This is a genomic window from Caballeronia sp. dw_19 (assembly GCF_018449515.1).
In the GTDB taxonomy this organism is placed as follows: Bacteria; Pseudomonadota; Gammaproteobacteria; order Burkholderiales; family Burkholderiaceae; genus Caballeronia.
In genome coordinates this window covers 206,326-232,262 of sequence record NZ_JAAVUQ010000007.1, presented here as the reverse complement: position 1 = coordinate 232,262, position 25,937 = coordinate 206,326, and the positions used below count along the sequence as shown (strand labels likewise).

The following is a 25,937-nucleotide window of genomic DNA, read 5'->3' as shown; positions in this document are numbered from 1 at the left end:
TCTGTAAGAAAGACGAACAGACTGCCGAGGAATCTCGAATTTGTTGCGCTCACGTCGCAGGCCATTGCTGATTCGCGATGCAGGTAATCCGGCTACGCGGTAACGGGATGGCGTATGCAATCGTAGCGCGCGGCATCTTTGGCGTCTGAACCACAATCGGATGCTCGGCGAATTCCCGCCTGCGCCCCGTTTACAGTAAAGTCCGTCAGACAATAACGACGGACCATAGACCGTGAGCCAGACTGGGAATTTCAGCTTTCTAGCCGAGCATTCGCCGCTTCTCGCACAGCTCGGCACTGCCGCCGAAAAAATCTTCGCCAGCGACCCGAATACGACTCTCATCAAGCTTCGCCAGTTTGGCGAGGCGATGGCGCAGGACTTGGCCTCGCGCTTGGGCGTCGAATTCGACCAGACAACCACGCAGGCGGACCTGCTTTTCCGGTTGGATCGGGAGGCTGGCCTCGACAAAGCGATCCGTGGTCTGTTCCATACGCTTCGCGTTGAAGGCAATAAGGCCACCCACGAGTTTAAGACGCAGCACAAAGAGGCGATGGACGGCCTGAAAGTCGCCCGCGCCCTCGCGATTTGGTTTGAGCAGTCGTTCGGCAAGCAGGGTACGGCGTTCAAACCCGGTGCGTTTGTTCCACCAGAAGACCCCAGCAAAGCCCTGCGCGATCTCCAGGTTGAGATTGACGTGCTCAAGGCGCAACTAAAGAGCGCCTCGCAGACGCTCGAAAGCAGCCAGCAACTTGCCGACCTCATAGCGCAAGAGAAGGAGGAGTACGAGACGCTCGCGTTGCAGATGGACGTAGAAGCGAAGACGTACAAGGATCTAGCATTCGAGCAGGAAGCAGCGCTGAAAAAAGCGCAGCAAGCTTTCGATACCCAACTGAAAGCGCTTCAGGACCAGCTCGACGCAAAGCAGGTAACTCAGGCTAAGGTCAGCACGCAGAAGGCTACAAAGCAACTCGTGTGGTCCGAGGACTTGACGCGCATTCTCATCGACAAGCAGTTGATGGAAGCGGGATGGGATGCAGATACGGTGGAGCTGAAATATGCAAAGGGCGTACGCCCGGAGCCGGGAAAGAATAAAGCCATCTCCGAATGGCCGACTCTAGACGGTACTGCCGACTACATGCTATTCGCAGGCATGATGCCCATTGCCATTGTTGAGGCGAAGAAGCAAAGCAAGGGCGTGGCAGACACGATCCAACAGGCGGAGCGTTACTCGCGTGGATTCAAGCTCACGCCGGACCTGATCGCACCGTGGCAAGTGGCAGGGCAGTCGGGGCCATGGTCGGATGGGCAAAACGGCTCATTTAAAGTCCCGTTCGTGTACTCGTGCAACAGCCGCCCCTACATCAAGCAACTGGCGGAGCAAAGCGGCACATGGTTCCGTGATGTGCGTGCACCCTCGAATCTCTCCAATCCGCTAGCAGGTTTCCATCAACCGGATGGCCTAGTAGATCGGCTGAAACGGAGCAAGGAAGACGCCGAAGCAAAGCTCGCGGAGGAAGGCTTCGACTATCTGAAGCTTCGTGACTACCAAGTGAAGGCCATTCAAGCCGTAGAGCTGGCGCTCGCTGGCGGCCAGCGCGAGGCCCTCGTTGCGATGGCGACAGGGACGGGCAAGACCCGAACGATCATTGGCCTCATGTATCGGATGCTGAAGGCGGAGCGATTCCGCCGAATACTCTTCCTCGTGGATCGCACCGCGCTGGGGCAACAGGCAACGGACACGTTCGACGAAGCATTGCTTGAGCAGAATCAGCCGCTTTCGAAGATTTACAACATCGCGAAGCTAGGGGATATGTCCGCCGAGGCCGAGACGCGCGTTCAGGTCGCAACGGTTCAGGCGATGGTGCGGCGCATCCTCCAGTCCGATACGCCACCCGGCGTTGACGAGTTCGATTGCATCATTATTGATGAAGCGCATCGTGGCTACACGCTTGATCAAGAGATGACCGAAGGCGAGCTAGTTGTACGGGATCAAGGTCAGTACCTCTCCAGCTATCGACGGGTGCTCGATTACTTCGACGCGGTAAAGGTCGCGCTCACTGCCACGCCCGCGAAGCATACGACAGAGATTTTCGGCAAGCCCGTCTACACGTATTCATACCGTGAGGCCGTCGCCGACGACTGGCTGATCGACCACGAGCCGCCGGTTCGATACGAAACTCTTCTTTCGAAAAACGGCATCCACTTCCAGAAGGGCGAGACGGTTACGGCGATCAACACATCGACGGGCGAGATAGAACTGTCGGAGCTAGAGGACGAGGTTAATTTCAGCGTCGAAGCCTTCAACAAGAGTGTTATTAGCGAACAGTTCAATAAGGTGATTTGCGCTCAACTGGCGAAGGAGTTGGACCCGTTCGGCAAAGAGAAGACCCTCATCTTCTGCGCGACCGATATGCATGCTGAGATGGTTAAGCGCCTTCTCAACGAAGCCTTCAAAGAGGAATATGGCGACCTCTACAACGAGGCTGCCGTCAAGAAGATTACGGGGCAGTCGGACAAAGTCAACCAGCTCATTCGCCTTTACAAGAACGAGCTGTATCCCAGCATCGCCATCACGGTTGACCTGCTCACGACTGGTATCGATGTGCCAACCATCTCCCATCTCGTGTTCCTACGCCGCGTGCGCTCCCGTATTCTCTACGAGCAGATGATCGGGCGTGCGACCCGCCGATGCGACGAGATTGGCAAGACTGTCTTCAAGATTTATGACCCGGTGGACATCTACGCCGCGCTTCAGGACGTATCGACCATGAAGCCGCTGGTGAAGGACCCGAACGTCACGATGGAGCAGTTGATCGGCGAGCTTACTGACCCCGCTAGCTTCGATGCGCCGGGTAGCGCGTCTGATCGCACGCACGCTCACGAGGTCCTTGATGCCCTGAGTCAAGGCCTGATGCGTGTGCTCCGGAAGGCGACACACGAAGCGTTGAAAAAGCCAGCACTAACGGAACGCCTTGCACAACTTGAGCAAACCTGGGGTGTGCCGCCGAGCAAGCTCCACGAGCACCTGCATTCGTTAGGTCCAGCGGGCGCAGCAGACTTCGTGCGCGAGCACATGCATCTCTTGGAACAGCTCGCCGAGGTGAAGCAACTGGTGGGCACGGGCAACATGCCGATCATCTCCGAACACGCGGACGAGCTGCTGTCTCGTGAGCAGAGTTACGGCGATTACGGACGCCCGAAAGATTACCTTGATGGCTTCAACCACTTCATCCGCGAGCAAATCAACCAGTCGGCTGCGTTGTCGGTTGTCGTGAATCGCCCGAAGGACTTGACGCGTGCAGAGCTGAAAGAAGTCCGCATGCTGCTCGATCAGCATGGCTTTACGGAGGCGCGAATCAAGAGCGCTTGGCGGCAGCAGACCAACCAAGAGATCGCCGCGAGCATCGTAGGCTATATCCGGCAGGCAGCGCTTGGCGAGGCTCTCATTTCATTCGATCAGCGTGTTGCTCATGCCATGGATGGCATCTATAAGCTTACGAACTGGACACAGGTGCAGCGTACATGGCTGGGCCGGTTAGCCAAGCAACTCGCTCACGAGGTTGTCGTCGATCAGCAGTTCGTAAACAGCACATTCGCTAATGATGGCGGCGCGAAGCAGCTCAACAAGATGCTAGGCGGCAAGCTGGATACGGTGCTTCAAGAACTCGCGGGGACATTGTGGCCGCAGGTGGCATAATTTAGTCCAAAATCTTCGCAGGCCGTCACGGATTTCCCCGATTTACGGCCTGCCAACCCATTCAGAATCAGGCCCCATGAGCAATAACGAAATCGTCCAGAAGCTGTGGAACCTTTGCGACGTGCTGCGCGACGATGGCATCAACTACTCGGAGTATGTGGCCGAGCTGGTCTTGCTACTGTTCATCAAGATGGAGCACGAAAACGCCCAAAGTGGTGTGCTCAGTAAGCACAAGTTGCCTGAAGGCTCGCGCTGGACGGACCTGACTGATAAGAGCGGCTTAAATCTGTTGAACCATTATCGGGCAACGTTATTGTCGCTGAGCCAAAGCACCGATCCCCTAATCGCTGCGATCTATGCTGACGCCCAAACAAGCCTAAAAGAGCCGCGCCACCTTGAGCAACTTGTAAAGAACCTCGATGGTATCGACTGGTTCTCGGCGAAGAGGGATGGGCTAGGCGACTTATACGAAGGTTTGTTGCAAAAGAACGCCAGCGAAACGAAGTCAGGTGCCGGGCAATACTTCACGCCGCGCCCCTTGATCGATAGCATCATTCACCTCATCAAGCCGCAACATGGCGAGACGATTCAGGACCCGGCAGCAGGTACGGCGGGCTTCCTAATCGCAGCGGATGCTTATATCAAGTCGCACACAGACAACCTCTACAATCTCAACGCCAAACAGCAAACCTTCCAGCGGAACAAGGCGTTTCTCGGCATGGAGTTGGTGTCGAGCACAAGGCGGCTCGCGTTGATGAATTGCATGTTGCACGGCATGGAAGGTGATGATGAAGGAGTTGTGCATATCGGCAATACGCTGGGCAATGCTGGCGCGGCCTTGCCTAGAGCAAACATCATTCTCAGCAATCCGCCGTTCGGTACGGCGAAGGGCGGTGGTGGTCCGACTCGTGACGACCTAACGTATGCGACCAGCAACAAGCAGCTCGCTTTCGTGCAGCACATCGTTCGACATTTGAAGGATGGCGGGCGTGCCGCTGTAGTGTTGCCTGACAACGTGCTGTTTGAAGCAGGCGTCGGCGCGGACATTCGCCGCGACCTAATGAACAAATGCAACCTGCACACAATCTTGCGTCTTCCTACGGGCATCTTCTACGCGCAAGGCGTTAAAACGAACGTTCTGTTCTTCACGAAGGTAAGCCAAGCTGCGACCGATAGCACGAAGCAGGTATGGGTGTATGACCTGCGCGCCAACGCGCCGAAGTTTGGTAAACGCACGCCGCTGTTGCGCGAATACTTCGCCGAATTCGAGACGGCCTACGGTGAAGCAGCAGAAGGAACTAGTAAACGAGTCGATCAGGGTGAGATTGGCCGATTCCGTACATTCAGCCGTAAGTGGGTCAAGGCCCGAGGCGATAGCCTTGATATCTCGTGGCTGAAAGATGAAAGCGCTGAAGATGCGACTGACCTACCTGAGCCAGATGTGTTGGCTCGCGAGGTGATGGACGAGTTAAATGGTGCGTTGGGCGAAATGACCGCCGTCCTGTTGTCTCTTGAGCAGGGGGATTTCGAATGAGTGGCGGCAAAGCGAATTGGACAATGGCCCCATTGGGAGAGGTCGCCACATTAAAGACTGGACCTTTTGGCTCAGCACTTCACAAGGAAGACTACGTATCAGGCGAGATCCCGTTAATCAATCCCACTCACATACGCGACGGCAAGTTGTCGCCAGCGCCCAGCGTTACGATAACGCCGGTTACCGCTTCAAAGTTGCGCGAGTACTGGCTCGCTGCTGGCGACGTGGTAATGGGACGCCGAGGAGAAATGGGACGCTGTGCTGTTGTTCCCGATGCTTCTGCTGGATGGGTATGCGGCACAGGTTCCGTCATCGTGAGGCCATCTATGTCCGTAGACTCGACTTATCTTCAACGCTTTCTGTCGTCACCGGCAACTGTCGCTAAGCTAATTGGCGATTCGGTGGGGTCAACGATGGTCAACCTGAATCAATCAGTCTTGCTTGGGTTGACCGTGCCGTTGCCACCCCTAGCCGAGCAAAAGCGCATCGCCGACAAGCTCGACACCATGCTCGCGTGCGTCGATGCTTGCCAAGGGCGGCTTGACCGGGCCTCCGATAAGCTCAGACTTTTTCGCAAGTCCGTTTTGAGTGCAGCCGTGTCGGGGCAACTTTGCACAAGTTGTGGTGGAGACGGCAAACATACTTGGAAGAAGGCACGAGCCGCAGACGTGTGTGCGAAGGTACAGAGCGGAGGCACGCCGAAAAGCGGCTTTGTTAGCGAGTCCGGAATTCCCTTTCTGAAGGTCTACAACATCGTGGACCAGCAAGTGGCTTTTGATTGCCGCCCACAATTTGTGACTGCGGAAGTGAATCGCGGACCGCTAGCCAAGTCTGTGGCGTTGCCAGGTGACGTGTTGATGAACATCGTCGGACCGCCTCTAGGCAAAGTGGCGGTAGTTCCATACGAGTACGACGAATGGAACATAAACCAAGCAATCACCCTCTTTCGACCGAGCGAAAAAATCACGACTGGGTGGCTGTATATTCTTCTGTGCCATGGCGAGAATATCAGAGATATCGTTAACGAAACGAGGGGTTCGGCAGGGCAAGTTAATATCTCGCTATCGCAATGCAGAGACTTCTTATTTCCTGTTCCGTCGATTGATGAGCAAAACAAGATTGTTCGAAAGGTAGGTGAGTTGTTTTCTCTCGCGGATGAAATCGAGAAGCGTCTTGTCGCCGCAGTAAAATCAGTGGAACGGTTGACGCCCGCATTGCTCGCCAAGGCGTTTCGTGGCGAGCTCGTACCGCAGGACCCGAACGACGAGTCAGCAGCGGAACTCTTGAAGCGCTTGGCAGGGCAGCAATCGGAATCAAGAGCTGGCACGAAGCGCAAAGGTAGTAAGGGAGCACGTCAATTCACGCCGAGTGACGCCGAGAATTCGTTCATCGAATAGTGAAGCGGACCACAGGGTGAACGTGCGGTGGTCCTCAGGGGTCTTTCAGTGAGCAAGATTTATTGCTCGCATTGCAAGTGACGGTTCATATAAGATCGCGGCTGCAGTTTAGCGAACAGGTAGAAAAATAAGCGGGGGATGCGATGGACGGACAGATTTTGGTCTTGACGGAGCGCGTGCAACTTGCAACGCGAATAGGTGAGAGCCACTATAGGGAATTCAAAAGTGCATGCCAAGGTCCTCCTGACGCGAAGGTCAAGCGCTCAGTCAAGGACATTTGTGCCGATATTGCCAAGACTTTGGTTGCTTTCGCCAATGCGGACGGCGGCGAGCTTTTCATCGGGATCGAGGACGACGGAACTATCACCGGTTTATTGCACACCGCCGAGGAAATCACACAGCTCAAAAACGCGTATGTCACGCACGTGCATCGCGATACTCCCCTTCCCAAACCACAGGTCAGCCTTGTAAATTTGGACAGCAACCTCAAGGTGCTGTATTTTTCGATCTCGAAGGGGAACGAGTACGCATATTTGACGGCAGACGGCAAGTGTCTCAAAAGGATGGACCTTGAGTCTATTCCGGTAAGCTCAGAGAACATTCGCTCTGAGCGGCTTGAGATGGAGTCCCGTACGTGGGATCGGGCAATTGAGCATTCCGCCACATTAGATGACGTCGATTTTGATTTGCTGCAGCAGGTTTCAAATCAGATTGCCTATGGCGTGACACCGGAAAAATGCCTTCAACATTTGGGTGTGGCAGAGTTCGCTCCGTCTGGAATGAAACTGAAAGTCGCCGCGTTGTTGCTGTTTGCTAAAGACGTGCGTAAATTTCATCCGGGTTGTTTTGTTCGGATTTTCACAATCGATGGAAAAGAACGGCGCTCTGGAGAGGCTTTTAACGTTATTAAGGATGATATTGTCGCCGACAACGTTCTTCGTTTGGTTGAAACTGCATGGGAGCGCCTTAGTTACGCGCTAACAATGCATACCTCTTTAACGGATAAGGCGAAATTTAAGCAAAGTTATTTGTATCCACAGATAGCTTGCAGAGAAGCCTTGATTAACGCGATCGTTCATCGAAACTATGCAATCCAAGGGCGCGGGATCGAGATAAGTATATTCAGCGATCGATTGGAGATTCAAAGCCCCGGGCGCCTCCTCTCAACAATATCGCTAGACGATATTCGGACTTTAAAGGGTGCGCATGAGTCCCGAAATCCTCTTGTGGCCCGAGTTTTACGCGAGGTCGGCTACGTTCGTGAAATGGGCGAAGGAATCCGGCGAATCTTTGATGTAATGCGAAGCAATGCACTAGCAGAGCCTGACATTCAAAGTGTAAGCGACAATTTTGTCGTCTCACTTTTCCATCGCTCGCTTTACGATCCGAAAGTTAAATTTTGGCTCTCACTCTTTGACGAGTATAAATTGAGCGAGAGTCAGACCGCTGTTTTGGCGTTGGGACACGAGGATCGCCAGTTTTCAACGCAAGATATTATTGATCGCCTTGGTATTGTTGATACAGACCAGGTGCGGGAAATTCTAACGCCCCTTCGCCAACTTGGACTAGTTGTTCGTACAAAAAATCACGCACAAGCTTATAAACTCGCCAATGATAAAAAATTGGCGAAGCGCTCCGTGCCTATTTATAAGGTTGTTTCAAAGCCAGCGGCGAATATCAAGTTTGAAAAGGCAGAAATTATTGCTAGCGACGCCGACGAATTTGCTCGAAATGAGCTAACGCTGTTCATTGGTAATCTTAGCTATGCAAGTGAGAAAGATTCCGTCGTAGCCGAACTTGGAAAAAAATGCAGTGTGCTCAGTTTGCATATGCCAGAGGGGCGACAATTGGGGAGTAGGAACAAAGGGTTTTGCTTTGCCACCGTTGACGCTGGCACCAGGACGAGCGCGCAGCTTCTTATTGACCTGGAGGGCATAGTCATCAGTGGCCGCAAGGTGAGCATTCGGTTGGCAGACTCCTCCACCGCTAAGACACGTCGGAAATCACATTGACAGACCTTCCGATACGGATGAATTAACCTGAGGCGAGCAGATGCCGCACCCTGTCTCACCTCAAAGGCCTCCCTTTCGTCGTTTTGCGTCAGGGAGGCAGATGAGATTGGTTAGTTAATATATTCAAACAAGCGGAAAAGAGACCATGTTGCTTTAGTGCGAGCACATGCCTGCATTCACCTACCTCACTCGCTTTGCGTTTGCGGAAACGTTGCTGCACCTTCTTGAACACGAGGCGAGCGGAGTTCTCTTGCTCCGCCTCATGTTGCCTCTCATCTGTCATTCTACAAATGACAGCCGTGAAGGTCGGGAACCAACACGCCATAGTGAGGGTGGTTCGTTCTTCATTTTCTGTTACATCAGACTTACATGGATTCTAAAAGCAAAAAGCCCGACCTTGGAAGTCGGGCTAAGTGCTTGAATCTTTTGGGGTGGCTGATGGGGCTCGAACCCACGACAACAGGAATCACAATCCTGGACTCTACCAACTGAGCTACAGCCACCACTGTCTTACTTCTTATTGCCTCTCTAGCTCACCAGGAACCGGCTTGCCGAATCGAGAAACGAGATTATACGAACAAAGATTCGCTTTGCCTAGCCCCTTATTCGATGAATTCGACCGCTTCACGCAGATGAGTGCGTGCTTCATCGAAAATGGTCAGATCGCCGGTGGCGAGGCGGCGGCTGTCCGAGAGCACGCGACGCCAGCCACGCGCACCCGCCACGCCTCGGTACAAACCCAGCGCATGCCGTGTAATGCCGCCGAGGAACGTCCCGCGCGCCACTTCCTGACGGGCGTACTCGATCAAGCTGGCCTCAGCCTCCTCGCGCGACAACACGGCCGTGTCCGCGCCGTAAAACCGTGAATCGACGCCCGCGAGCACGTAGGGGTTGTGATAAGCCTCGCGGCCGAGCATCACGCCATCGACGTGTTTCAAATGCTCTTCCACTTCGTCGAGCGTCTTGATGCCACCGTTGATCGATATCTCCAGATGCGGAAAGTCGCGCTTCAACTGATACGCATATTCGTACTTGAGCGGAGGAATCTCGCGATTTTCCTTCGGGCTCAAGCCTTTCAGGATCGCATTGCGTGCGTGGACGATAAACACGTCACAGCCGGCATCGGCGACCGTGCCGACGAAGTCGCGCACGAACGCGTAGTCCTCGACCGCGTCCACACCGATCCGATGCTTGACCGTGACCGGAATCGATACCGCATCGCGCATGGCTTTCACGCAATCCGCGACCAGTTGCGGCTCGTTCATCAGGCACGCGCCAAACGCGCCGCGTTGCACGCGCTCGGACGGGCAGCCGCAATTCAGGTTTATTTCGTCATAACCCCATTGTTCGCCGAGCTTCGCACTGCGGGCAAGATCGGCCGGTTCGCTGCCGCCCAACTGCAACGCAACGGGCGCTTCGCCAGGCGTGAATGCGAGATGCCGCGCGACGTCGCCGTGCAGCAGCGCGCCGGTCGTGACCATCTCGGTATAGAGCCACGTGTGCTTCGTCAAGATCCGATGAAACGACCGACAATGACGGTCGGTCCAATCCATCATCGGGGCAACGCTGACGCGGCGCGGGCTGGGTTTTAAAGCTGTCGACATGGGGAACTGCTAATTTGGGACCTGGGGCGCCTTTTCGGGCGCGGAATCCCCAATTTTACCGTAATGTCCAAAAAACCGATCGGCCGGCCGCGCGAAGGCAACAGCGCCAGCGGAACGTACCGCTGCGAAGTGCCGTCCTTTGTTTATTTCCTTCCATGCCCACTCACCTGCGCCCCCGCATCGTGATGCAGGCTGAACAGATCCGCCACCCCCAGCAATCCCACCGCCCCCACGATCAAAAACGCGATACTGAAATCGGCCGGCACGACGGTCTGCGCATCGTGACCATGCATCCATTCGGCCAGCCTCAAAGCGATCGCTCCCAGCGCGACGCCGATCCCCATCGTCAACTGGAACAGCGTGCTCGACAACGCCGACGCGCCGCTCATCTGCGCCTTCGGGACATCGGCGAAACTGAGCGTGTTCAGCGCCGTGAATTGCAGCGAGCGCGACAGCCCGCTCGCAAACAACACGGCGACGATGATCCAGGTCGGCGTCGTCGGCGATATCAAACTCATCACCGCCAGCGACGCAGCCGCCACGATCCCGTTTACGATCAGCACCGGACGAAAGCCGAAGCGCCGCATGACAGGCGTGGTGACGAGTTTCATCGATAAATTGCCGGCGAAGACCGACAACGTCAGCAGCCCGGATTCGAACGCGTTCAGCCCGAAGCCGACCTGGAACATCAGCGGCAGCAGGAACGGCACCGCGCTGATGGCGATGCGAAACAGCGAGCCGCCGCCCACCGCCACTCTGAAGGTCTTGATCCGCAGCGCGTTGAGATCGAGCACCGGCTCGGCCGCGCGCCGCACATGCCACCACGCGCCCACGCCCGCCAGCACGCCGACCGCGATCAACCCGCTTGCGAAGACCCACGGCGTGTCGTTGCGGCCGACGAGTTCCATCGCGTAGAGCAGGGTCGTGCAGGCGAGGCCGCACAGCACGAAACCCAGAAAATCGAAGCGGCGGCTGGCGTGCTCCCGGGTGTTATCGAGGTAACGGAGCGCCACCACCAGGCCGATCACCCCGAGCGGCAAATTCAGATAAAAAATCCAGCGCCACGATGAATACGTGGTGATGAATCCGCCCAGCGGCGGCCCGATCACGGGCGCGACAAGACCCGGCCAGGTGATGATCGAAATGGCGCGCATCAAGCCTTCTTTGGGCGTCGCGCGCAATACGGCGAGCCGTCCGACGGGCACCATCATCGCGCCGCCGATACCCTGCAACACACGCGCCGCCGTGAACGTGGGCAGCGTCGACGTCATGCCGCACAGCACGGACGCAACCGTGAACAGGGCGATCGCGCTGGCGAACACGGTGCGCAGGCCGAAGCGATCCGCGGCCCAGCCGCTAATAGGGATGAATACGGCAAGCGTCAGCAGATACGACGTAATGCCGAGGCTCAGATCGACGGGGTGAAGAGAAAACGAGCGCGCCATCTGCGGCAGGGCCGTGGCGATGATCGTACCGTCGAGGTTCTCCATGAAGAAGGTCGCCGCGACCAGCATCACGATGACGGAGGAACCGCGTGGGTTCGCCGCGCCGGACGTGGTGCGGGTAAGGTCGGGGGCCTGCATCGAATGCTTCTCTCTTGAATGGATCTTGAATGAACGCGGTGATAGTGAAAAGCGAATGAAAGGCAGATTCGCCGCATGCCGACAGCTTATCGGACTGGAGCAGCGCCGTGGCGATGGGCATCGATGCAGCAAGGCCCGCGCTATGGTAGCTTCGGCGTTCGGCTAGAGCCTTTAAAAGCCTTCAAAACCTGAACACGAACATGGGGAAGCAAACGATGGAGTATCGGAAACTCGGTGGAACGGATGTCAATGTCAGCCTGATCGGACTGGGCACGATGACCTGGGGCGAGCAGAACACGGAAGCCGATGCGCACGCGCAACTCAACGCCGCGCTCGATGCCGGCATCAACCTGATCGACGCCGCCGAGATGTACCCGGTGCCGCCGCGCCCCGAGACGCAAGGGCGTACGGAGGCGTACATCGGCACGTGGCTGGCAGCGAATCCGGGCGCACGCGCCAAGGTCGTGCTCGCCACCAAGATCGCGGGACCCGCGCGCCAGCCGCATAACCCGCGGCACATTCGCGGCGCGGGCAATCAGTTCGACCGGAAGAACCTGACGGAAGCTATCGATACCAGCCTCGCACGGCTACAGACAGATTACGTCGACTTGTACCAGTTGCACTGGCCCGACCGCAGCACGATGACGTTCGGACGCGCGAACTATCCGTGGATCAAGGACGAATACACGGTGCCTATTGAAGAGACGCTGACGGTGCTCGGCGATCTCGTGAAAGCAGGCAAGATCCGCTACGTCGGGGTATCGAACGAGACGCCCTGGGGTGTCGCCCAGTTCCTCCAGGCCGCCGATAAACTCGGCCTGCCGCGGATCGTAAGCATTCAGAATCCGTACAGCCTGGTGAACCGCACATTCGAGGCAGGGCTTTCGGAATTCACGCACAAGGAAGACGTCGGCCTGCTGGCGTATTCGCCGTTGGCGTTCGGCTGGCTATCCGGCAAGTACGAGGCGGGTGCGCGTCCGGCAGGCGCCCGCATCACGCTGTTCGAGCGATTTGCACGCTACAGCAAGCCGCACACAATCAAGGCCGTCAGCGGCTACGTGGAGCTGGCGCGGCGTCACGGCCTGAGCCCGGCGCAACTCGCGCTCGCGTTCGTGAACAGCCGGCCGTTCACGACCAGCACGCTGATCGGTGCAACATCGCTCGCGCAATTGCACGAAAACATCGGCAGCCTGGACGTGAAATTGTCCGATGAGATCCTGGCCGAAATCGATGCGCTTCACGAAGCCCAGCCAAATCCCGCGCCCTGATCGTTTCGCTGAAAAGTGTCATACGGTATCGTTACGCTGACTGAAAACGGCCACGATTTTTTACCCATTGCATTCGTTTTTTGCATGGTTTCAAGCGTAAAGTTGTTGTCTCGGTCGATGTCGTAATCGTCTGTCATAAGCCGCGCCGCGCTTGATTGGCGCGCGCTTCGCTGCTCTTTGGTGACGCGCCAGTTGTCATGGCACTACACTTGCTCGAAGGTCCCGGTTGCCGCTGTGGTGCCTCTCGTGCCTCAGCGCGCCCTACGCAAAGGAGTCGTCGCTCATGCCGCAAACCCCCTCGAAGTCCTCTTCCGATCTCGACACCCTCGCCATCAACACCATCCGCACGTTGTCCATGGACGCCGTGCAAAAAGCCAATTCCGGTCACCCGGGTACGCCGATGGCGCTCGCACCGGTTGGTTTTCATCTGTGGCAAAACCACCTTCGCTACGACCCGGCCGAGCCGCTGTGGCCGAATCGCGACCGCTTCGTGCTATCGGTCGGGCATGCGTCGATGCTGCTGTATTCGCTATTGCACCTGACCGGGGTCAAAGCCGTCGATCACGCCGGTCAGCCAACGGGTGGTCCGGCGGTGTCGCTGGATGACATCAAGCATTTTCGGCAGCTCGACAGCAAGACGCCGGGTCATCCGGAATATCGCATGACAACGGGCGTTGAAACCACGACGGGTCCGCTCGGGCAGGGGCTTGGAAATAGCGTCGGCATGGCAATGGCCGGGCGCTGGTACGAGTCGCACTTCAACAAGCCGGATGCGCAGATTTTTGACTATCACGTGTATGCGCTGTGCGGCGACGGCGACATGATGGAAGGCATCTCGCATGAAGCTGCGTCCATGGCGGGGCATCTGAAGTTGTCGAATCTGACCTGGATCTACGACAGCAACCGCGTGACCATTGAAGGCCACACGGATCTCGCGTACAGCGACGACGTGGAAACGCGCTTCAAGGGCTACCACTGGAACACGCTGCATGTTGACGACGCCAACGACGGCGCGGCGCTCGAAGCTGCACTGAACCAAGCGAAGGCCAATACCAACGGACCTACGCTGATCGTGGTGAAGAGCATTATCGGCTGGGGTGCGCCGCATAAGCAGGACACCTCCGCAGCGCATGGCGAGCCGCTGGGCGTAGACGAAATCAAGCTCGCGAAGAAGTTCTACGGCTGGCCGGAAGACGCGAGTTTCCTCGTGCCGGACGGCGTGTATGAGCACTTCAACGAGGGTATCGGCGCGCGCGGCAAGGCAGCACGCGTTGCGTGGCAAAAGAGTTTCGATGACTACGCGAAGAAGTATCCGGACCTGGCGAAAGAGTTTGCGCAGATTGAAGCGCACGAGTTGCCGGAGGGCTGGGACGCAGACATTCCCAGGTTCGACGCCGATGCGAAGGGCATGGCGTCGCGGGAATCGTCGGGCAAGGTGTTGAACGCGATTGCGCAGCGTTTCCCGTGGATGATCGGCGGTTCGGCGGATTTGTCGCCATCGACGAAAACCGATATGAAGTTCGAAGGCGCGGGCAGTTTCGAGTTCGACAACTACGCCGGCCGCAACCTCCACTTCGGCATTCGCGAGCACGTAATGGGCGCCATTTGCAACGGCCTCGCGTTGTCGAACTTGCGGCCCTACGGCTCCACGTTCCTGATTTTCAGCGACTACATGAAGCCGCCAATCCGGCTTTCGGCCATCATGGAAGTGCCGGTGATCTACGTCTTTACGCACGATTCAATTGGCGTGGGCGAAGACGGTCCTACGCATCAGCCGATCGAACAACTGGCCTCGTTGCGTGGCGTGCCGGGCTTGAGCACCTATCGTCCGGGCGATGCGAACGAAGTTTCCGAATCGTGGCGCGCCGCGCTGGCCGAGCCGCAACGTCCGGCGTGCATCGTGGTGTCGCGCCAGCCAATGCCGACTTTCGACCGGTCGAAATATGCATCGGCGAAGGGCGTTCACAAGGGCGCGTATGTCCTCGCCGACGCCGAAGGCGGCAAGAAGCCGGAAGTCATCCTGATGGGGACGGGCACCGAAGTGTCGGTATGCGTCGATACCTACGAGAAGCTCAAGAGCGAAGGGATCGCGGCGCGGGTCGTCTCCATGCCGTCATGGGATCTATTCGAGCGGCAGGACAACGCCTACAAGGATTCCGTGTTTCCGCCGGACGTCGACGCGCGTGTATGCGTGGAGCAGGCGGGCACGCTCGGCTGGGACCGCTATGTCGGCCGTCTTGGTTCGCAGATCGTGATGCATACGTTCGGGGCATCGGCTCCGCTTTCCGACCTGAAGAAGAAATTCGGCTTCACGCCGGAACACGTCTACGACGAAGCTAAAAAGCAGATCGAACGCGTCAAAACCAGCCATAAGGAGTAAGCCATCATGCAGATCGGAATCGTGGGACTAGGCCGTATGGGCGCGAACATTGCACGCCGGTTGATGCGCGGCGGGCAGACGTGCGTGGTGTACGACCATGCGCCCGAAGCGACGCAGGCGGTCGTAGCCGACGGCGCGACCGGTGCCGCCGACCTGGGCGATCTCGTCAAGAAACTTGCTGCGCCGCGCTCGGTCTGGCTGATGTTGCCGGCGGGCAAGATCACCGAAGACTCGCTGAACGATCTCTACGAAATCCTGGAAGCGGGCGACACGATCATCGACGGCGGCAACAGCTTCTACAAGGACGACATCGTCCACGCAGCGAAGCTGAAAGAGAAGGGCATCCATTTCGTCGATGTAGGCACATCCGGCGGCGTGTGGGGATTGGAGCGCGGATATTGCATGATGATCGGCGGCGACAAGGACGTGGTGCAGCGGCATGATCCGATTCTTTCGGTACTCGCACCCGGACGCGGCGATATTCCCGCCACGCCGAACCGCGAAGGTCGCGATGTACGCGTGGAAAATGGCTATATGCACGTCGGGCCGGTGGGGGCGGGTCATTTCGTGAAGATGGTGCATAACGGGATCGAGTACGGTTTGATGCAGGCGTACGCGGAAGGGTTCGACATCCTAAAGCACAAGTCGTCGACGGATCTGCCTGAGGCGCAGCGCTACGATCTGGATATAGCCGACGTCGCCGAGGTGTGGCGGCGCGGCAGCGTGGTGTCGTCGTGGCTGCTCGATCTGACCGCGGGTGCGCTGGCCGGGAATAGCTCGCTCGATAAATACTCCGCCGAAGTGGCTGATAGCGGCGAAGGGCGCTGGACTATCGAGGCGGCGCTCGAGGAGGCGGTGCCGGCGCAAGTGTTATCGGCGGCGCTGTATGCGCGGTTCCGGTCGCGCGAGGAGAATTCGTTCGCCGACCGGATGCTATCGGCAATGCGGTTCGGGTTTGGCGGCCACAAGGAGTTCAGTCCAGGACTGAAGTGAGCTGATTTTTCCGCTGCTTTTTCCGCAGCGGCAAGCGGATCGAAGTACGCGGATTGAAGGACATTTAAAAGCCCGTTTCAACTCACGTTGGAACGGGCTTTTTTTGAGTACAACGGCTTGGAGCGGTCTGTATCTCAATCACTTCAGCTAACGCATCATCCGTCGACGGAACAGCACCGCGCAGATAAAAAATGGCACGATCGCATACGCCGCGAGCACCGCCACATGCAGCACGACATGTTCTGCCGGCCGGTCGAGCATCGCGGGCCGGATCAGCGCGACCGCGTGCGACAACGGCAACAACAGCGAGACGTTTTGCGCCACCGCCGGCAACTGCGTGAGCGGGAAAAACACGCCGGAGAGCAGCAACATGGGCGTGAGCGCGAGCGTCTGGTAGAACATGAAAAAGTCGTAACTCGGCGCCACCGCCGTCACGATCATCGCCGTGCTGGAAAATGCCAAACCAGTCAGGATAATTACGGGCAACGCATACAGCATCGTCGGAAAACTCGCGTAGCCGAGCACGCCGGCAACCAGCATGATCGCGACGCCCGAGAGCACCGACTTGCTTGCTGCCCACACAATTTCCGCGAGCACGATATCGCCCAGCGTGAGCGGCGTATGCATGATCGCCTCCCACGTGCGCTGCACATGCATGCGCGAGAAGCCGGAGTACATAGCCTCGAAACTCGCCGACATCATCACGCTTGACGCTACCGTACCCGCGGCGAGAAACGCGATGTACGAGACGCCGTCCACGTGGCCGACCATCAGGCCGAGCCCGAGGCCCAGGCCGAACAGATAGATCATCGGATCGGCAAGATTGCCGAACATGGACGCAATCGCGAGCTTTTTCCAGACGAGATAATTTCGCCGCCAGACCGACATCCAGTTCGATGCGTTCGCGGGCATCGCGCTCAGGAACGGCTCACGATGAGACTTGCGTTGCGGCTTGCCCTCCGGGCGGGCCGTATGCGCAGGGGACTCAGCGGCGTTCACATTCGGTTCGCTCGACATGGATCAGTCCACCATCTCGCGCCCGGTCAGGCGCAAAAACACATCTTCAAGATTGGCCGGCCGGTGCAGATAACGCACGCCGGGCCGTCCCTTTACCCGCTGATGCACGGGCGCGGGGTCATCGACGTAACAAAACAGCGTCTCACCGCTAATTTCCATGCGACCGACGAACGGCAAAAGCTCGTCGCGAAGAGCTTGAGGATCGGGACCATAGATCTCGATCACGTCGCAGCCGATGACCCGCTGGATCAGGTCGTCGGGTTTGCCTTCGGCTACCTTGCGGCCTTCTTCGATTACGCACAGCCGGTCGCAAAGCCGCTCGGCTTCCTCCATGAAATGCGTGGTAAGCAGGATTGTCTTGCCGCGTGCAAGTAGTGAGCGCAACCGTTCCCAAATCAGGTGCCGCGCTTGCGGATCGAGTCCGGTGGTCGGTTCGTCCATGACCAGCACGTCGGGATCGTTGACCAGTGCGCGCGCCAGCGTCAGCCGCCGCTTCATTCCGCCCGATAACTCGCCGACCCGCGCGTTTGCCTTGCTTTCCAGCCGAGCGAATTCGAGCAGCGATGGAACCACGGCCTCAATCTCGCTGCCGTTCATGCCGAAATACCGGCCGAACACGAGCAGGTTTTCGCGGACGGTGAAGTCCGGATCGAGGTTGTCGAATTGCGGCACCACGCCTACACGGCGCCGCGCGTAGCGGGCGCGTGAGGGGATCGGTTCGTCGACGAGACGGATCGTGCCCGCATCGGGTGCGGTCAGGCCGAGCAGCATCTTGAGCGTGGTCGTCTTACCCGCGCCGTTGGGACCAAGCAGGCCGAAACACTCGCCGGGCTGGACGTGGAACGACAGGCCGTTCACGACCGTCTTGTCACCGTAGTGTTTTTCGACGTCGATAAATTCGATCGCCGGATTTGGCTGTGCGGCGGTCGTGCGGATTGCGTCGCTGGGTAACACTGCTGCATCTGACATGCGCAAACTCGGGTGTTGGGTCGGAAGTTCGGTCTCAAGACAAGCTAACTAGTTTAATCGATTGCACCAACGAGGCGCGTCCCACCCTCGCGACCTGCACTGCGGGCGCGCACGCGAGCTGATTTGCGGTCGCCGGACGCTTTCGCGACGCCTGGATTAAGCGCTAGAAAGTCCGCCCATCAAGGGATTGACGTTCCTGGCACGGTGTCCGCTTGGCGTTTCGCGAGCAACCGGCCCGCATTAGCGTTTTCCATCGTTGCCACCGTTTCAGCGACGCACCATGATGAAAGCAACGCGGCCCGGGTTTTGTCGCCCGCCCGGCCCACGGGGCAGAATCTGCAACACTTGACGACCGTTTTTTTGATGCCCTTTGCTGCCGTTGTGCAGCGCGGAGAACCACCATGGCGAGCTATCGAAAAATCCTGTTGTGTTACGACGGCTCTCGCGAAGGGCGTAAGGCATTACGTGACGGCGCGAACCTCGCGCTCGACCTGAAAGCCGAAACGCATGTGCTCGCCGTTGTCGATATGCGCTCCAGCATTGCCCAAAGTGCCGGTCTCCTCACCGATATGGCATGCGGCCGTTTCGAAGATGCTGCCCGGGACATCTTGCGCGAAGGCGTGGATTGGCTGACCGAGCGGGGCGTGCCGGCGCAGGGCCACTTTGCGTTCGGCCATCCTATCGATGAAATTGCCGGACTCGCGCAGAGCCTGCAGGTGGATCTGGTGGTGGTGGGACATCGGTGCCGCACGGGTCTTGCGCGCTGGTGGATGGGCGCGGGTAACACGCCGTTGATGGATCGGGTGTCCTGCAGCATTTTGGTGGCGGTGTCGCCGACGGGTACATCAGCTGAGCAGGAAGACGCCGCGCATGCGGCGATGCCCGCGAAAGCCGAGGCCAGCGTTTGACGCTGCGGCGGGTTTGCTGAGGTTGAAAGCGGTTAAGCTGGTGCCGCTTTCAATCAGCAAGTCGCCAACCACAAGCAGCAGGCCAGCTAGCAAGTAGCAACTAGGCGGACAGTCCGATTGCTGCGGGAACGCTGATAGCCTAGCCGTCGTTCAACTCCACTGCGACCAGCTTCCACGAGAACAACCCGTAGCGCCGGAGAATGGCCGAATAGCGTGCGTCGCCGGTTCCATGCTGGTAATTCACCGCGAAAGTATCGAAACTTCGATACCCCGCCGTGGTTTGCGGCGGCGGTTTCGGTGCGGACGGTGAAGCTACGACGGGCGCGGCTGGTTGGGGTTGGGACGCTTGCGCGGCTTCCGGAGCAACGACAACAGCGCCGCTCGCCTCGGACGGAACCGGCGGTTTCTCGCCCGGATCGCCCCGTGGCGGTATGCCATTGAGAATAGCCGCCACGCCGTCTGGCGTTGCATACGAATCGACCAGCGGGCCGATTAGCGCCGCGCCAATCATAGCGCCGATCATCGCTAACGGATTGCCGCTCTTCTGTATGTCGATTTTTCGGGTCAGCAACTGACCGACCTGGTCCTTCAGGCTTTCACGCAGCAGCGGAAAGTCGACGTACTGATTCACAGTTTGAGCGTCACGGGCGTCGGCGGCGCGTTTCAACCGGTCGAGCGCGATGTACGGCGACGCATAGATCACACCGAGCACTGCCACGACGACAACAACCAACAACGTAATAACAACGGACTTGCTGGTACGGGACAGGGACATACGCTAAGGCGCCTTTGGGCTGATGAGGTGGATGCAGCTCGATTGCAAGAGCAGAGGCCAAAGAAGCCTCAACCCCTGGATGGACCGCAACAGCGCCAGAATTATCCCCGCGAATCTCATTGCTTCGGAAAATCAGGCGAGCAATCCGCCTTCAACGCCGGCCCGCTCCTCGTCGATACAACGGTCGATCATGCGCGACACCGCTTCAATATTGCCGACCATGATGACCCGCGATTCACCGCGATACACGCGCACCGGCGCACGTTGCTCGGCCTGTGTATGCACCGATGCACTCAGCGATACCCGGGCGAACGCCGGCTGCCGCGAGGGCAGGACGGGCAGTTCGTCGAAGAGATCGGGGGTAGCGGCGGGCTTCGGTGTCTTGCAGGAGATCAGCGAGCGCAGATGCCGCAAACGGCCGAACTCGCGGAATTGTCGAAACGACAAGGGGGCGCGTGCTGTCGGCGCGAACGATGCGGATAAAAAAGAAGCAGAAAACAACCGGGCGAATCGTTCCATGATGTTTCTCCGATGACCGATGACAATAGGACGCGCACCGGTTCATCGCGAGTGCGATGTCCGTCACGCTTTATAGGGCCGGAATTCAAGTGCAGTGCGGCTAGGGGCGGGAACACCCGGAATACTCGGAATACTCGAAACACCCGCCGCCGCCCTGCAAATCAGAAATCAACAAACAGACATCAAAGCAGAAACTGAAAACCTTGCAGAAATCAAAGCTCGCCGGAACGAATCAACCCGACCGCAATACCTTCCAGCGCAAAGTCGTCGCTGCCTGACGCTACGAAGATGTTCTCGTAATCAGGATTTTCAGCGATCAGCTCAACGCCATCTGGACGACGTTTCCAGCGTTTGACCGTGACGTCGTCGCCAAGCCGCGCCACGACGATCTGCCCGTCCTTTGCCTCGTTTTTCTTCTGCACAGCGAGCAGATCACCGTCGAAGATCCCTGCGTCGCGCATGGAAAGACCGCGCACCTTCAACAGATAGTCCGGTTTGCTGGAGAACAGCGCCGGGTCGCAGGCGTAATGCTTGGAGATGTGTTCCTGCGCGAGGATCGGACTGCCGGCCGCCACGCGCCCGACCAGCGGCAAGGACAATTGCATGATGCTGGCATGGGGCAACGTGAACTGATGAGGCCCTTCGTCGAGGCCGCCATTGGTCAGCAAACGAATGCCGCGCGATGAACCCGCCGCCAGTTCGATCACCCCTTTACGCGCCAGCGCCCGAAGATGCTCTTCGGCGGAATTAGCGGAGCTAAAACCAAGTTCGGCTGCGATCTCGGCGCGCGTGGGCGGAAACCCCGTGCGTTCGATCGCGCGCTGGATCAGTTCGAAAACCTCTTGCTGCCGCGCAGTCAGTTTGCTCATTTTGGTCACGTGCTTTTGCCCCTTGTATGGCTGGTCGTCCACTGTATGGATGAACAGATGCCTGTAGTTTTATACAGTATTCAGCGCTTTTCAAGCTTTACTTTAAGTTCGACGTCGTCAGAACCACACAGAGCCTGTAAACAGGGTGCTCCAACGGCTGTTTGATGGCCGCAACGCCGCTTCCAGCCGTCATTAGCACTTTTTGATCTAAAAAAATGAATAACAATTATTTTTAATAATGAAAGCTCGTCGATAGACTCGGCTGCTCAAACCACATAAGACGGGGAACGGGGTAATGCTGAGTCAGAATTCGAGGTGGGGCGCACGCGCACGGAAGCTGTTTGCCACGGCGGTGATCGGGGCAGCGTCGGTGACCGGGATGACCGCGGGCATGATCGCGCAAGCGCACGCCGACACGTCGTTCCTGAACGTGTCGTATGACCCGACGCGTGAGTTGTACCAGGAGTTCAATCAGGCTTTCGGCAAGAAATGGAAGGCTGAAACCGGAGAGACCGTCACGTTCAAGCAATCGCACGGCGGCTCGGGTGGTCAGGCGCGCTCGGTTCTCGACGGTTTGCAGGCAGATGTGGTGACGCTGGCGCTGGCCTATGACATTGATGCGCTCGCAGCCAAGGGGCTGGTTAGCCAGGACTGGCAGAAGCGCTTGCCGGACAACGCGTCGCCGTATACATCGACCATCGTGTTTCTCGTGCGCAAAGGCAACCCGAAGCAGATCAAGGACTGGCCGGACCTGCTCAAGCCGGGCGTGTCCATCGTGACGCCGAATCCGAAGACATCCGGCGGCGCGCGCTGGAATTACCTCGCAGCGTGGGCCTATGCAGAACATCTGCCGGGCGGCAACGCGACGACCGCCAAGGACTTCGTAACCAAGCTCTATAAGAACGCCGGCGTGCTGGATTCGGGCGCGCGGGGCGCGACCACCAGCTTCGTGCAGCGCGGGCAGGGCGACGTGCTGATCGCGTGGGAAAACGAGGCGTTCCTGTCGCTGAAGGAATTTGGCTCGGACAAATTCGAGATCGTCGTGCCGTCGGTGAGCATCCTGGCTGAGCCGCCGGTGGCCGTCGTCGACAAGGTCGTGGATCGTCATGGCGACCGCAAGCTGGCCGAGGCGTACCTCAAATATTTGTATAGCGAGGAAGGCCAGGAAATCGCGGCACGCAACTTCTATCGGCCGCGCTCCACCGCTGTTCCCGCTGCGCTGACGAAGCAGTTCCCGAAGATCAAGCTCTACACCATCGACGACTCGTTCGGTGGCTGGACCAACGCACAAAAGACGCATTTCGCCGATGGCGGCGTGTTCGATTCGATCTATCAGCCGCAGTAAGCACGGCGGCATGAAGGGCAGCACTGCCGGCGCTTATGCGCTCGCGGTGCTGTAGTCGTAAAAGAAGCCTGAAATAACACGATGGCCGCATAGACGGCCATGAAACCAACCCGAAGCTCGACCCCGAAGCGCCGTCCCCGCGGCGCGGCGGAACTGGATGATTCACGCATGACGACTTTCACTTTCCGCAAGCCCAGCGCACTGCCGGGCTTCGGCCTGACGCTCGGCATCACGGTGGCATATTTGAGCCTCGTGGTGCTGATTCCGCTCGCCGCGACTTTCGCCAAGACAGCCACGCTCGACTGGGCGACGTTCGTGCGCGCGGTCACGTCGCCGCGCGTGCTGGCGTCGTATCGGCTGACGTTTACCGCTGCCCTCGGTGGCGCGCTGATCAACGCCGTGTTCGGCTTCCTAGTGGCGTGGGTGCTCGTGCGCTACACGTTCCCGTTCAAGCGCGTGGTGGATGCTGTCGTCGATCTGCCGTTTGCATTGCCGACTTCCGTGGCCGGCATCGCGCTCGCCGCGGTCTATGCGCCAAATGGCTGGATCGGCCAGTTTCTCGCGCCGCTTGGGATCAAGGTGGCGTTCACGCCTTTGGGCGTGCTCGTGGCGCTGACGTTTATCGGCTTGCCGTTTGTCGTGCGCACCGTACAACCCGTGCTGGAAGATTTCGAACGCGAGCAGGAAGAAGCGGCCGCGTGCCTTGGCGCCACGCGCTGGCTGACGTTTCGCCGCGTGGTGCTGCCGTCGCTGTTTCCCGCGATCCTGACCGGCTTCGCGCTCGCGTTTGCGCGTGCCTTGGGCGAATACGGGTCGGTTATTTTCATTGCAGGCAATGTGCCGATGAAGTCCGAAATCACGTCGCTGCTGATTATCACGAAGCTCGAACAATACGACTACGCCGGGGCGACCGCGATCGCCGTGGTGATGCTGTGTGTATCGTTCCTGATGCTGCTGCTGATCAACACGCTGCAATGGTTCCTGCAACGGCGCACGAGCCGTGGTGGCGCAGGTCCTGCGCCTGCTTCGGCCGGTGCATTGCATATTGACGGGGCGAAAGCATGAGCGCCGTCAACCAGAAAACTGTGGATGTGACCACGGCCCGCGTGACTGAGCACAAGCTTGATCCGGTTACCGAACCGCGCGCCGTGCGCTGGATCCTGACGGCCATCGCGCTGATTTTCCTGGCGCTGTTTCTTGTCGTGCCGCTTGTCGCCGTGTTTGCACAAGCGTTCGCGAAGGGCGTGGACTATTACTTCGATTCGCTGAAAGACCCCGACGCGTGGTCCGCCATCAAGCTCACGCTGATCGTCGCCGCGATTGCGGTGCCCCTGAACGTGGTGTTCGGGTTGACGGCGTCCTGGTCTATCGCGAAGTTCGAATTCCGCGGCAAAGCCTTCCTCACGACGCTGATCGACTTGCCGTTTTCGGTGTCACCGGTCGTCTCGGGCCTGATCTACGTGCTGATGTTCGGCGCGCAAGGCTGGTTCGGTCCCTGGCTCATCGACCACGACGTGCAGATCATCTTCGCGGTGCCCGGCATTGTGCTCGCCACTATCTTCGTCACGTTCCCCTTTGTCGCACGCGAGCTGATCCCGCTGATGCAGGCGCAAGGCAACGACGAAGAAGAAGCCGCGCATGTACTCGGCGCGTCGGGCTGGCAGATCTTCCGCCGCGTGACGCTGCCGAACGTGAAATGGGGTTTGCTGTATGGCGTGATTCTCTGCAATGCACGTGCGATGGGCGAGTTCGGCGCGGTATCGGTGGTATCGGGCCATATTCGCGGACAAACCGACACCATGCCGCTGCATGTAGAAATTCTCTACAACGAATACAACTTTTCGGCGGCGTTCGCCGTGGCGTCGCTGCTTGCGCTGCTCGCGCTCGTCACGCTCGGCCTGAAGCTGCTTGCCGAGCGCCGCATGTCGCAATCGATTGAAGCAGTGCAGGCGCAACCCGCTGAGTTGCCGGTCGCGTCACTCCAGAACTAGAAGGCGAAAATCACCATGAGCATCATTGTTCGCAATTTGCAGAAACGCTTCGGCGATTTCGTCGCGCTGGACAACGTCTCGCTCGACTTCCCGTCGGGCGAACTCGTCGCGCTGCTCGGACCGTCGGGCTGTGGCAAGACCACGCTGCTGCGCGTGATCGCGGGGCTGGAATACGCGGACGCCGGTTCGGTCGTGCTGAACGGCGAGGACGTGGCGGCCGTGGGTGCGCGGGAACGGCAGGTCGGTTTCGTGTTCCAGCATTACGCGCTGTTCCGTCACATGACCGTGTTCGAGAACGTGGCGTTCGGCCTGCGCGTGAAACCGCGCAAGGAACGGCCGTCCGAGGCGGTGATCCGCGAGAAAGTGCATGAATTGCTGAAGCTCGTGCAGCTTGACTGGCTGGCGCAACGGTTTCCGTCTGAGCTTTCCGGTGGGCAGCGGCAGCGGATCGCGCTGGCCCGGGCGCTTGCCGTCGAACCGAAGGTGCTGCTGCTCGACGAACCGTTCGGCGCACTCGATGCCAAGGTCCGCAAGGAGCTGCGTAGCTGGCTGCGGCGTCTGCACGACGACCTGCATATCTCGACTATTTTCGTCACGCACGACCAGGAAGAGGCGCTTGAAGTCGCGGATCGGATCGTGGTGCTCAATCGTGGGCATGTGGAGCAGGTCGGCAGTCCGCAAGACGTCTATGATCATCCGCAGACATCGTTTGTGTACGAGTTTCTCGGCGCGGCAAACCGGCTCAGGGGCAGCGTGGATGCGAACGGTTTTGTGGCGCAAGGCGCTGCGCAGCCGATTCCGACCGTTGCGAATTTCGCGGGTCCGGCGGTGGCTTACGTCCGGCCGCACGACCTGACGCTGTTCCCGACGGCGTCGGGTCATCGCGATGGCATCGTGGTCGATGTCCGCCGTGTCGTGACGCTGGGCGGTTCGGTGCGCGTGGATCTGGAAGGCGCTGAGGGCAACGTGCTGGAAGCGGAACTGGATCGCGAAACCTGGCGTGGATTAAATCTGAATATCGGCGACGGCGTGACCGCCGTGCCGCGTGTTCTGCGTGTGTTCCCGGCGCATTGAGC

General features: G+C 58.5%; 19 protein-coding genes and 1 tRNA gene. 12 read left to right on the top strand and 8 right to left on the bottom strand.

The features are described 5' to 3' along the window. Nucleotides 1–232 precede the first annotated feature (232 nt). The 4 genes from hsdR (at nucleotide 233) to HB376_RS12840 (ending at nucleotide 8,640) form a co-directional block, all read left to right on the top strand. Nucleotides 233–3,697, top strand: coding sequence for a type I restriction-modification system endonuclease (gene hsdR, locus HB376_RS12855; RefSeq protein WP_213764031.1), 3,465 nt, complete (start codon nucleotides 233–235; stop codon nucleotides 3,695–3,697). A gap of 76 nt (nucleotides 3,698–3,773) precedes the next feature. Further along, nucleotides 3,774–5,231 carry an N-6 DNA methylase gene (locus tag HB376_RS12850; RefSeq protein WP_213764030.1) on the top strand — a complete coding sequence of 486 codons (1,458 nt, stop codon included), beginning with the start codon at nucleotides 3,774–3,776 and terminating at the stop codon, nucleotides 5,229–5,231. Continuing rightward, nucleotides 5,228–6,628, top strand: coding sequence for a restriction endonuclease subunit S (locus HB376_RS12845; protein WP_213764029.1), 1,401 nt, complete (start codon nucleotides 5,228–5,230; stop codon nucleotides 6,626–6,628). The genes HB376_RS12850 and HB376_RS12845 overlap by 4 nt, the downstream gene beginning before the upstream one ends. A gap of 143 nt (nucleotides 6,629–6,771) precedes the next feature. Beyond that, the gene (locus HB376_RS12840) at nucleotides 6,772–8,640 is read left to right on the top strand and encodes an ATP-binding protein (RefSeq protein ID WP_213764028.1); all 1,869 of its coding nucleotides are present in this window, start codon (nucleotides 6,772–6,774) and stop codon (nucleotides 8,638–8,640) included. A gap of 427 nt (nucleotides 8,641–9,067) precedes the next feature. Here HB376_RS12840 and HB376_RS12835 read toward each other — a convergent pair. The 3 genes from HB376_RS12835 to HB376_RS12825 form a co-directional block, all read right to left on the bottom strand. Beyond that, nucleotides 9,068–9,143, bottom strand: a tRNA-His gene (locus HB376_RS12835). A gap of 99 nt (nucleotides 9,144–9,242) precedes the next feature. Further along, nucleotides 9,243–10,244: a tRNA dihydrouridine(20/20a) synthase DusA gene (gene dusA, locus HB376_RS12830; protein ID WP_213764027.1), complete on the bottom strand. Its 1,002-nt coding sequence runs from the start codon at nucleotides 10,242–10,244 to the stop codon at nucleotides 9,243–9,245. A gap of 143 nt (nucleotides 10,245–10,387) precedes the next feature. Next, the gene (locus tag HB376_RS12825) at nucleotides 10,388–11,827 is read right to left on the bottom strand and encodes a DHA2 family efflux MFS transporter permease subunit (protein ID WP_213764026.1); all 1,440 of its coding nucleotides are present in this window, start codon (nucleotides 11,825–11,827) and stop codon (nucleotides 10,388–10,390) included. Between the two features lie 215 nt (nucleotides 11,828–12,042). On the opposite strand from HB376_RS12825, the gene HB376_RS12820 reads away from it, so the two are divergent. The 3 genes from HB376_RS12820 to gnd all read left to right on the top strand — a co-directional run bounded on the left by HB376_RS12820 (nucleotide 12,043) and on the right by gnd (nucleotide 16,468). Beyond that, nucleotides 12,043–13,095 carry an NADP(H)-dependent aldo-keto reductase gene (locus HB376_RS12820; protein ID WP_213764142.1) on the top strand — a complete coding sequence of 351 codons (1,053 nt, stop codon included), beginning with the start codon at nucleotides 12,043–12,045 and terminating at the stop codon, nucleotides 13,093–13,095. 283 nt (nucleotides 13,096–13,378) lie between these two features. Continuing rightward, nucleotides 13,379–15,475, top strand: coding sequence for a transketolase (gene tkt / locus HB376_RS12815; RefSeq protein WP_213764025.1), 2,097 nt, complete (start codon nucleotides 13,379–13,381; stop codon nucleotides 15,473–15,475). A gap of 6 nt (nucleotides 15,476–15,481) precedes the next feature. Continuing rightward, nucleotides 15,482–16,468, top strand: a complete 987-nt coding sequence (gene gnd, locus HB376_RS12810) for a phosphogluconate dehydrogenase (NAD(+)-dependent, decarboxylating) (protein ID WP_213764024.1) — start codon at nucleotides 15,482–15,484, stop codon at nucleotides 16,466–16,468. Between the two features lie 147 nt (nucleotides 16,469–16,615). Here the strand turns inward: gnd and HB376_RS12805 are convergent, their stop codons facing one another. Both HB376_RS12805 and nodI read right to left on the bottom strand, forming a co-directional pair. Then, nucleotides 16,616–17,389: an ABC transporter permease gene (locus tag HB376_RS12805; RefSeq protein ID WP_346730487.1), complete on the bottom strand. Its 774-nt coding sequence runs from the start codon at nucleotides 17,387–17,389 to the stop codon at nucleotides 16,616–16,618. A 99-nt stretch (nucleotides 17,390–17,488) separates the two neighbouring features. Beyond that, nucleotides 17,489–18,454, bottom strand: coding sequence for a nodulation factor ABC transporter ATP-binding protein NodI (gene nodI / locus HB376_RS12800; RefSeq protein ID WP_213764022.1), 966 nt, complete (start codon nucleotides 18,452–18,454; stop codon nucleotides 17,489–17,491). Nucleotides 18,455–18,855: 401 nt separating this feature from the next. Here nodI and HB376_RS12795 point away from each other — a divergent pair, with 401 nt between their 5' ends. Further along, entirely contained in the window at nucleotides 18,856–19,362 is a 507-nt protein-coding gene (locus HB376_RS12795) for a universal stress protein (protein WP_213764021.1), read from the top strand. 139 nt (nucleotides 19,363–19,501) lie between these two features. Here HB376_RS12795 and HB376_RS12790 read toward each other — a convergent pair whose 3' ends face one another. From HB376_RS12790 to lexA, 3 genes are all read right to left on the bottom strand, one after another. After that, entirely contained in the window at nucleotides 19,502–20,137 is a 636-nt protein-coding gene (locus HB376_RS12790; protein ID WP_213764020.1) for a DUF2939 domain-containing protein, read from the bottom strand. Between the two features lie 132 nt (nucleotides 20,138–20,269). Next, nucleotides 20,270–20,656: a hypothetical protein gene (locus HB376_RS12785; RefSeq protein ID WP_255631304.1), complete on the bottom strand. Its 387-nt coding sequence runs from the start codon at nucleotides 20,654–20,656 to the stop codon at nucleotides 20,270–20,272. A 212-nt stretch (nucleotides 20,657–20,868) separates the two neighbouring features. Continuing rightward, nucleotides 20,869–21,525 carry a transcriptional repressor LexA gene (gene lexA / locus HB376_RS12780; protein ID WP_213764019.1) on the bottom strand — a complete coding sequence of 219 codons (657 nt, stop codon included), beginning with the start codon at nucleotides 21,523–21,525 and terminating at the stop codon, nucleotides 20,869–20,871. A gap of 295 nt (nucleotides 21,526–21,820) precedes the next feature. On the opposite strand from lexA, the gene HB376_RS12775 reads away from it, so the two are divergent. From HB376_RS12775 to HB376_RS12760, 4 genes are all read left to right on the top strand, one after another. Further along, the gene (locus HB376_RS12775; RefSeq protein WP_213764018.1) at nucleotides 21,821–22,870 is read left to right on the top strand and encodes a sulfate ABC transporter substrate-binding protein; all 1,050 of its coding nucleotides are present in this window, start codon (nucleotides 21,821–21,823) and stop codon (nucleotides 22,868–22,870) included. A 168-nt stretch (nucleotides 22,871–23,038) separates the two neighbouring features. Then, nucleotides 23,039–23,935, top strand: a complete 897-nt coding sequence (cysT, locus tag HB376_RS12770) for a sulfate ABC transporter permease subunit CysT (protein WP_213764017.1) — start codon at nucleotides 23,039–23,041, stop codon at nucleotides 23,933–23,935. Further along, nucleotides 23,932–24,861 (top strand): sulfate ABC transporter permease subunit CysW, encoded by a 930-nt coding sequence (gene cysW, locus HB376_RS12765; protein WP_213764016.1) that lies wholly within the window; start codon nucleotides 23,932–23,934, stop codon nucleotides 24,859–24,861. The genes cysT and cysW overlap by 4 nt, the downstream gene beginning before the upstream one ends. A 15-nt stretch (nucleotides 24,862–24,876) precedes the next feature. Then, nucleotides 24,877–25,935, top strand: a complete 1,059-nt coding sequence (locus HB376_RS12760; protein ID WP_213764015.1) for a sulfate ABC transporter ATP-binding protein — start codon at nucleotides 24,877–24,879, stop codon at nucleotides 25,933–25,935. The last annotated feature ends 2 nt before the right edge of the window (nucleotides 25,936–25,937 follow it).